The 8736-nt window shown below is 57.4% G+C and carries 7 protein-coding genes; 4 read left to right on the forward strand and 3 right to left on the reverse strand.

The window, feature by feature from the left end:
• The first annotated feature begins 65 nt into the window (after positions 1-65).
• A complete protein-coding gene (locus NCT03_RS33135; RefSeq protein WP_250495461.1) occupies positions 66-1112 on the forward strand; it encodes a sensor histidine kinase in 1047 nt (348 codons plus the stop codon).
• A 121-nt stretch (positions 1113-1233) separates the two neighbouring features.
• Here NCT03_RS33135 and NCT03_RS33140 read toward each other — a convergent pair whose 3' ends face one another.
• Positions 1234-3468 carry a GAF domain-containing protein gene (locus NCT03_RS33140; RefSeq protein ID WP_250495462.1) on the reverse strand — a complete coding sequence of 745 codons (2235 nt, stop codon included), beginning with the start codon at positions 3466-3468 and terminating at the stop codon, positions 1234-1236.
• Positions 3469-3711: 243 nt separating this feature from the next.
• Positions 3712-3987: a hypothetical protein gene (locus NCT03_RS33145; protein WP_250495463.1), complete on the reverse strand. Its 276-nt coding sequence runs from the start codon at positions 3985-3987 to the stop codon at positions 3712-3714.
• A 236-nt stretch (positions 3988-4223) separates the two neighbouring features.
• Between NCT03_RS33145 and NCT03_RS33150 the strand changes: the two genes are divergently transcribed.
• The 3 genes from NCT03_RS33150 to NCT03_RS33160 all read left to right on the forward strand — a co-directional run bounded on the left by NCT03_RS33150 (position 4224) and on the right by NCT03_RS33160 (position 7188).
• The gene (locus NCT03_RS33150) at positions 4224-5348 is read left to right on the forward strand and encodes a response regulator (protein ID WP_250495464.1); all 1125 of its coding nucleotides are present in this window, start codon (positions 4224-4226) and stop codon (positions 5346-5348) included.
• 36 nt (positions 5349-5384) lie between these two features.
• Positions 5385-5480 (forward strand): phage integrase family protein, encoded by a 96-nt coding sequence (locus NCT03_RS33155; protein WP_250495467.1) that lies wholly within the window; start codon positions 5385-5387, stop codon positions 5478-5480.
• Between the two features lie 481 nt (positions 5481-5961).
• Complete coding sequence (locus NCT03_RS33160; protein WP_250495465.1) at positions 5962-7188, forward strand: ISL3 family transposase; 1227 nt, start codon at positions 5962-5964, stop codon at positions 7186-7188.
• 630 nt (positions 7189-7818) lie between these two features.
• On the opposite strand, the gene NCT03_RS34325 is transcribed toward NCT03_RS33160, so the two are convergent.
• The gene (locus NCT03_RS34325) at positions 7819-8604 is read right to left on the reverse strand and encodes a hybrid sensor histidine kinase/response regulator (RefSeq protein WP_250495466.1); all 786 of its coding nucleotides are present in this window, start codon (positions 8602-8604) and stop codon (positions 7819-7821) included.
• Between the last annotated feature and the right edge of the window lie 132 nt (positions 8605-8736).

The raw sequence follows: 8736 nt of genomic DNA on the forward strand, positions 1-8736 counted from the left end.
CTTTGGAAGCAGGAACCGACCCCAAACCGGACATTTCAATTTAGCCGGATATCGGACATTTCAAATTGGCCTCGACAATTTCGGACTTTATCGAAGCAGATCTTGATGGGCTGATCGATGAATGGACCGAGTACGCTCGTGCGGTCAGCCCGCTGGACAGTGAGCTCAACGATGAGCAGCTCCGTGACTCCGGGCGCGAACTCCTGCTTGGCATTGCCGCCGATATGCGCGAGTCGCAGACAGACGCCCAGCAGGAAGCGAAGTCACAGGGTAGGCGCCCTGATCCCAATTCAGGATTTAATCGCATCGGTCGTGGGCATGCTGATGACCGGCAGATACACGGCTTTGGAATCGATGCGCTCGTTGCGGAGTACCGTGCGCTGCGAGCAAGCGCTTTGCGGCGATGGCAGCGAACATGCGAGCTCGACGCGAGCGCGTTTCAGGAAATAATTCGCTTCAACGAAGCGATTGATCAGATGGTCGCGGAATCGGTTCGGCAATATGCTCAGCGTACCGAGCGTATTCGCGATTTGTTCGCTGGCGTGGTCGCTCACGACATGCGTTTGCCCGTAGGAGCGATTCTTAATTCGGCTCATGTCGTGCTGCTAGACGAGAATCTCTCGGCAACCAGTGTCCGCGCGAGCTTGAACCTGCAGCGCAGTGCGGAACGCCTGAAACTGCTAATCGATGACCTGTTTGTCTTTACGCGAACTCGAGTGGGCGACACGTTGCCCGTCGAGCCGACTCAGCAGGACTTCACGCGGATTTGCCTCGACGCCACCGATGATGTTCGTTCGGCAAGGCCAGACGCCCAAGTCGAGGTTCATTCATCGGGCCACCTCGATGGTCGGTGGGATGCAGCCCGCCTGAACCAGCTAATCGTCAACCTCATAACGAACGCGGTTCAGTACGGTAATGGGCCCGTACAGGTGAACGCCAGGGGCGATGATGAGCAGGTGACGCTTGTCGTCTCTAACGGCGGCACGGCAATTCCTGTAGAGGCCCTTCCAACACTGTCCGATCCATTGACACGCGGTAGCCCGACATCACAGCGTGGAGGGATCGCATCGGGCGTTGGGCGGTCTTTATATTTGCCGCTGCATTACCGATGATCACGGGGGAAAGATTGAGGTCAAGTCGGACAAGAATGCCGCGATACTCACGGTCACGCTTCCGCGTCAAACGGTGCGCAGAGTTTCGACGTAATTTCGCGCACCTTCAACGCAGTTGGTATCAGGCACCGACACCGGCATCGAGCGCCATATCGTGTCCCGCGCGTGGAGCAAGCCGCACCGACACATGGGCATGTGTCTGATCAAATCGGCCTTCGAGCTTTGCATCATGACCTCTGACGATGGCATTCGCAATGAATAATCCAAGGCCCATGCCTCCGCGGTTGTTTGGATTGTTGAGTGAGCCACTTTTGAACGGATCGAGAAGTCTATCGAATGTCACGTTAGGGCGTTCGCGCAAGCGGTTGCTGACTTCGATAATTTGTCCTGACGCATCCGCACTGACGGTCAGTTCGATAGGGTAAGCAATGTCGCCGTGCTGACGTGCATTGCTAATCAGGTTGGTCAGCGCCTGACCGAATCGGTCCGGATCGATGAAAGCATCTCCGATATCGTCCGTTAAATGCGAAGAGATCGTCACGCCTGGGTGCGCGAGCCGATTTTGTTCGACAGTGCTCTCTATCACGTCCTTAAGCCGCACAAGTTGCTTCGTCAGACCCAGTCCAAGACCGGAGCGAATGCGACTGACGTCGAGGATATAGTTGATCAACGACTGCATCCGCTGTGTGGATCCCTCGACGCGGCGCGCCGTATCCGTTGATGAAGCAAGACCACGCCCCATTAGCAACATCGCCATGTTGATCGCCTGCAGTGGGTTGCGAAGGTCGTGCCCAAGCGTCGCCAGCAAGGTCGTTCGGGCTTGTTCACCTTCGCGCATTCGCTGAAGCGCGGTGGCTTGCAATACGGTACGCAACTCACGCGCGGCCCGCTGGTCAACCTCGCTCCACTCACGACTGGATTCTCTCACGATCTGCTTCCAGACCTCGAAGGAACCGCGCGGGGTGAGGCGTGGTCCGTTCGGGCCTTGTGACACAACTTTCCCAGGCGGTCCCGCCCAGCGGATGGTCTCAACGAGTTCGTCGCGAAGCCAAATGATCGTGATAGGCACATCTCCGCCGACATTCACCGCAAGGCAGCCCGGAAACACGCCGGTGACAGTCTGGATCGGCTCGAGAGACGCGACATCTCGCGCCCAGGAATTTGTCTCAAAGAAATCCGTGCGGGTTTCGGTCATGTAGGCCGAGAGGGCGGCAAGGGGCGCACGGTGTGAGACGCCCGGGCAATGCAAGGGAATGACTTCCTGGTCAACAACTGCAAAGGCGCAATCGCAATCGACGAGCTCGACAATCGCGAACGCAGCCGCACTGAGACCCGCCACCAGATCCTCAGCATGCGAAAGCTCTGAGGCGATATGCTGGCTTAGTTTCTGAGTGCGGTGATGGTTTGCGAGGCGACGTCGCGCTTCAATCTGCGACACAAGGATGGACACTACCTGCGTCAGAACGGTGCAGGAGAGTCGGACTGCGTGTGAAGCACGATAGGGCTTCATATGGTGACAGGCAAACAAGCCCCAAAGCTTGCCATTTATAATGATGGACACACTCATCGATGCGCTGACACCCATATTTTTGAGATACTCGATATGGACGGCCGAGACGCTTCTCAGTACGGAATGGCTAAGGTCAAGCGGCGCGTTTGAATCCGGATTCAAGTCCGGCGTAATGGCTACGGGCTGATTGTCCACCGAAGCGATCTGTCGAATCGGATTGAGCACATACAGTCTGCGAGCCTGAGCCGGGATGTCGCTGGCGGGGTAGCGCTGATGCAGATAAGGCAAAAGACCCTCAGGGCGTGCTTCCGCGATGACCTCGCCGCTCCCATCTCCCAGGAATCGATATCCCATGACGCGGTCGAAGCCTGTCATGCTGCGTATCGCTTCAGCGGTGTCTTGAAGTAACTCGGCAACCTCGCCGTACTGCTTTACCTGTAGTTGGCCGATGGCACGTTGACAAAATAGTGCGAATTGCGAGGCACTCGGCGCGTCCGGTACGATCTGCTCAAATTCGGCGATCAGGGTGTCGCCTGACCAATGCATGACAAGATCAAAGCGTTCGCCGCTGGGCGACGCCCACTCGAGGCTCTCTAAGACTGAGTGTCGGTTGTGGAGCGCGCGTGCGATCACCACGCGCGCGCATTGATCAAGATTGTCGTCGCTGAGGGGGAAGCCGGGGGATGGCAACGTGCCCAGCATCTCTGAGGCGTTCGCACTTCGGGCCACGAGTGCGCCGTCTTGACTGAAGCCCAACAGGGCGCCGTGCGGTTGAATCAATCCAAGTGCGTGAATTCGCTCTTGTTCACAATTCGCGACGTTCTCCGGCAGCTTTGCATTTTCCATTAGATGGTGTTGACCCAACTGTTGTCTACAACCCGATTCCTCGTACCGGGATCGTCTAATTGCCGCGCACAATTCATTCCTAGAAAGGTGTATTTCACGCTGCCGAGATTGACGCCCGTGTCCTAAAGGCATCATGAGGACGACCCTGTGGGTTTGTTCGCCTTCACTCTTTTGCGCAGGATCGAGTTCGGAAGGTTGCGTAAGCGAACGTTCGTCCGGATCCATTTTTTATGAGTGGCCGCTCTAAGCAGCCGTTGCACCTCGATAGAGCGCGGTGGAAGACCCGCATCGCAACTTCTGTCGTTTGCTCGTCGGCATCCGATCGCGCCGGTTGTCGTGCATCTCGGGCGCTTGGTCACCGGTATGAAGGAATTGCTGCGTCACGCAGTCGGTGAGGCGAACGAGTTCGTGATTGACTACGATCCCGAACTCTGGAATGCGCGAGTCGACCGTGCCCATATCGGGAATGCGCTTCTCAATCTCGCGATCGACGCGCGCGACGCGATGCGGCGTCGGCATGCTCACCGTCTCAATTCGCAATGTCGAACACGGTACCGTTGCTCTAGAGGGTGATGCGCCAACGCCGAGACAGGACGAGCGCGTGTCGGTCACCGATACGGGTTGCGGTATGCCGGCGGATGTGAAAGCACGTGTGTTCGAGCCGTTAAACCGGAGGGAAAGGGCACAGGTCTTGGCATGAGCATGGTGTACGAGTTGTCAAGCAGGCGGGCGGACACATTCAAGTCGACAGTGAAGTGGGCAAGGGTACGACGATCTCTATCATGCTACCGGCGGTACTGGACGCCGAATCACCGCTTGTGGTCGAGCAGTCTGATTCGCCGCACGGCAACGGCGAATGGGTGCTCGTGGTAGAAGATGATCCGGAAGTGCGCCGCACTGTGTCCGACATGCTAGGCACGCTTAACTTTCGCACCGTCGAAGCCGAGAACGCGGATGCTGCGGCGACGATTCTCCGTGCGGGCCACCCCGTCGACTTTCTTTTTACGGATGTCGTCATGCCCGGAAACTTGTCCGGCACTGAACTTGCCGCGATGGCGCGCCAGACCCATCCAGATGTGGCGATCCTTTTTACCTCGGGCTATGCGGAAAGCCGCATTGCTCACGGCGGATTGATCGAAGCGGGCGTGCAGTTGTTAAGCAAGCCCTACACACATCAACACTCGCCCGTGCGTTACGACGTGTGCTTGCAATGGCGGCCCCGCCATAGGCAACGGCAAGTGCGTATGCCGCGACTCATGCTGGTTGAAGATGACGACAATCTGCGCGAAGCCACGCTTGCGTTGCTGTCGACATCGCAGTCGAATGTCGTCGCATTCGAAACGGCTGAGGCAGCATTGGACGCGATCGAAGCGGATGGTCTTCCCGACGTGCTATTGACCGACATCGGCTTGCCCGGAATGGGTGGCATCGAGCTCGCCGAGATGGTGCGTGAAAACAGTTCGTTGCCTGTCATTTTTTTGACGGGTATGGACGTGGCTGCGCGCGTGCTTCGAATGCAGAAATGTTCAAAGTATCCGAAAACCATTCGATGTTCGTTCGCTGGAGACTGCAATCGAACGGGAGCTGGATGGATACGAGCCTTGGATTGGGGCGTAGTGCTCGATTCTCATCGAGCACTACGCGCGCTACCGTCCGTATGCTCCTGTACCGACTTGGTGATATCGGCGTTTGACGTGCGGCCCGAAGGACTCGGTACCGTGGCCGACCGCGGCTGGATGGTCGTCCGATCAAACAGCACGGCTGCCCACGCTCACTGCCGTGATCTTGCGCATGGTCGAGCAGGCGTCGACGCTCCCTGCCGCCGCGCCTCTTCCACGCATCCGGCTCATCTGTTGTTTCGCCCTTCGATCGCGCGGTGACTGAGCGGGGAGGGGATCGGCACGCTCGGTGCGCTGATCGAATATTGCAATGCATGCGGCGGCAACCGGTGGCGTTCGGTGCCGCGCGTGGGTACCTTGCGCGCACGCACCCTCGTCGCGTGGCTTCGCTAGCATCAAGCGGCGCGGGGTGCGAAGGTCGCGGCGGACGTCCACACGACGTCCCTCGTGTTTGCGCTTGAATCGGGCGACGCGATGAAGGGGGCCGGTCGTGCCTCGGTCGTGGGAATGAAAGCCGGGACTAAATTGATAACGCAGAGCTCAATAAAAAAGTCAGCAATATTGCAATATTGCGGTGTTCGGATTTCTATGGGGAAGCCGCGAAATAAGCGGATATTGAACTTGCGACGCTTCAGTTGTTGATTTGCTCAGCAACTAATGCCTGCTTGAAGTTACCGGCAGTGTTTCACCATCTCAAGCCAACGCCTGTTTGCCTGGCTAATCGCGGGATTGTCGCTAGCAGCGCAACGTTCAAAAATTTGGCCTCTTTTGAGTTTTGAGTGGGTGGGTTGGCGGGTCAAGGACGGGCGTAAGCCCGGCGAAGCGAATCCTTGAGGCGCCCAGAATTGATAAGCTGAGCCATGACAAAGCAACCATGACGAATGAACTGTTCGAATCCGCTCTCGGTATAACCGCGCCCTGGTACGTTCAAGGCGTTGACTTCGATGCCGCTCAGCGTCAACTCACCATTGCCGTGGACTTCGTCGCGGGCACCCGGTTTTCCTATGCTGGAGTTGCCGGTGAGCATCCTGTCCACGACACGCAAATCAAGCGTCTGCGTCACCTGAATTTCTTTCAACACGAATGTTTTCTGGAAGTGCGGGTGCCGCGTGTGCGCTTGCTCGATGGCTCCGTGCGGTTGGTCGAACCTGATTGGGTCGGTCAACTCAGCGGCTTTACGCTGCTGTTCGAGGCACTCGTACTGATGCTCGCCCAGCAGATGCCGTTTGCCGCTGTCGCGCGTGCGGTCAACCTGTCGTGGCATCGAGTACACGCCATCTGTTCGCGGTATGTGGAGCTGGCACTCGCGGGGGCTGACCTGTCTGAGGTGAAGGCAGTGGCAATTGACGAAACCTCGTATCGGCGCGGTCATGAGTATCTGACGCTGGTCGCCGATATGCGAGCGCGGCGGGTCGTGTTCGTCACGACCGGCAAGGATGCCAGCACGATTGAACGCTTTGCGGCCTACCTGGGCGAACACGGTGGCACGTCCGAGCAAATCAGCTCGGTCAGCATCGACATGTCGCCAGCTTTCATCAAGGGCGTCAATGAACATCTGCCCGACGCGCGACTGACCTTTGACAAGTTTCACGTCGTTGCTCACGCGTCCAAGGCGCTCGACACGGTGCGCAGGCAGCAACAGAAGGTCGACCCGCAACTCAAAGGCATGCGCTGGACGCTGCTCAAAGATGCCAACAAACTGAATCTCGCCCAACTGACCGACCTCGAGGCGCTCGTCAGTCAGTACACCACCAGGCGCACGGCCCGGGCGTGGCTGTACCGCGAGCAACTGCGCGACATTCTTGAGCGCAAGCAAATCAATGTCGTGTCGGCGATGTTGCACCAGTGGTGTACGAACGTCATGCGCTCGAAGGTCGAACCGATGAAGGACGTCGCCCGACTGATTCGCCGACACTTCGAGGGCATTGTCGCCTGGACTCAGACGCGCCAGACCAACGGCTTCATCGAAGCCATCAACGGCCTGTTTCAGGCCGACAAACGCAAAGCACGCGGGTACGCTCGCTTCGAAACCATGCGCACTGTCCTGTTTCTCATCGCCGGAAAATTCGACTTCTCGCGCTTTAATGAGCATGCCCGATGAGCCCCGTTACCCACTCCGTTTTCAAAAGAGCCAAAATTTGCCTCTTGAGTTCCCTAAGCGGTGCAGTTTGCGTCTTTTCTGTCTCTCGGTTCGTACTAAACGAGAAGGCCTGGTAACAACTGCTTCGTCAGGCTAAGACATGGGAGGGGTGCGTGGAACTGCGATATCGCTTACATCGTGTGATTCTCAATTACTTACAGGGAAACAACGCGCTGCTTATTCTCCAGATCGTAGACCGAGATGGTCACCATTGGCCCGTGCTAAGGGTCGACGCGGTTGTGGATCCAAACCAAGCGTACGCCTCAGCTTTTGAGAACGCGTTTCAAGTGATAGACGAAGCGTGCGCTAGTCGACTGGCGAATCCGTGGGACGAAAATCAGCCGAGCTATTGATTGGCGGACGAGCCGTAGTAGCCCAGCGGGCAATCTCTACTTCTCACCTGGAGCCTGTCATATTCGATGAGATGCTCCCTCCCTCCCTCCCTGCATGCGAGCTACGCCATAGGCTATTTTTTTCTGAAAGCCCATCATTTAATTGTAGGCAGCGATCCGCGTGGAAGGCGCACCAGAACGGCGCATTGCGGTCAGTGGTCGTTGGCTGCAACAACGCCAGTGCGACTGGAGAACGCCGCTAATATCGCGCTGGCCAGCATTTTCGGGTCGGCGGGCTTGGTGAAATGCATATCAAATCCAGCTTCAAAAGCGCGCTGTTTGTCGGACGCTTGGCCCCAACCGGTGACGGCAATCGCAACAAGTTTATTCCCCATTCTGATTCACGTACGCGACGTACTAACTCGTATCCATCCATTCCGGGCATTCCGATGTCGAGGAGCATGACATCGGGCACGGTGCGCGCGGCTTGTTCGAGCGCTGATGCACCCGAATACGCAACGTTGACGGCAAGGTAATCATTTCCGAGTGCAGCAGCAAGTGCGTCCGCTGCATCGTGATTGTCGTCCACCACGAGTACACGAACGGCGCGACTGGTCGCAACAGTGGGGAGCAAATCGCTATCGCGGGTCTGGAGTGCGACAGGATCGAGCATGTTGAGCGACACCCGAAAAGTACTTCCGCGACCCAGTCCCTTACTCGTACCCGTTAGCGTTCCGCCGTGCAGTTCTACAATCTTCCTGGCAAGACTGAGACCCACACCGAGGCCTTCCCGTAGCCGGCCATTGGTTTCCTGTTCCACCTGCGTGAACATTTCAAAAATGCGTTCGAGGTCGCCTTCCTGTATACCCACACCAGTGTCCTCGACGTCAATCAAGAGGCGCTTCTCCGATTCCGTGTTCACCACAATCCGAATGAGACTGCCCTCCGGTGAGTAGCGCGACGCGTTGGCCACGAGATTGACGAACACCTGCACTAGCCGTGGCGGGTCGCAAGCGAGGAGGAAGTCCTGGTCAAGGCCGGTCACCTTAACCTCGTTGCGTCGCGATGTAAGTTGCGAGCGTACTGAAGCGCACCGGGAACTTCGGAGACGGTTTTGCTGGAGTTACGCTGCCATCGGCATTCCAGCGATTTGCTCATAGTAGCGGGCTTCCGCTTC

The sequence above is a fragment of the Caballeronia sp. GAWG1-1 genome (genome assembly GCF_023631465.1).
GTDB lineage: Bacteria > Pseudomonadota > Gammaproteobacteria > Burkholderiales > Burkholderiaceae > Caballeronia.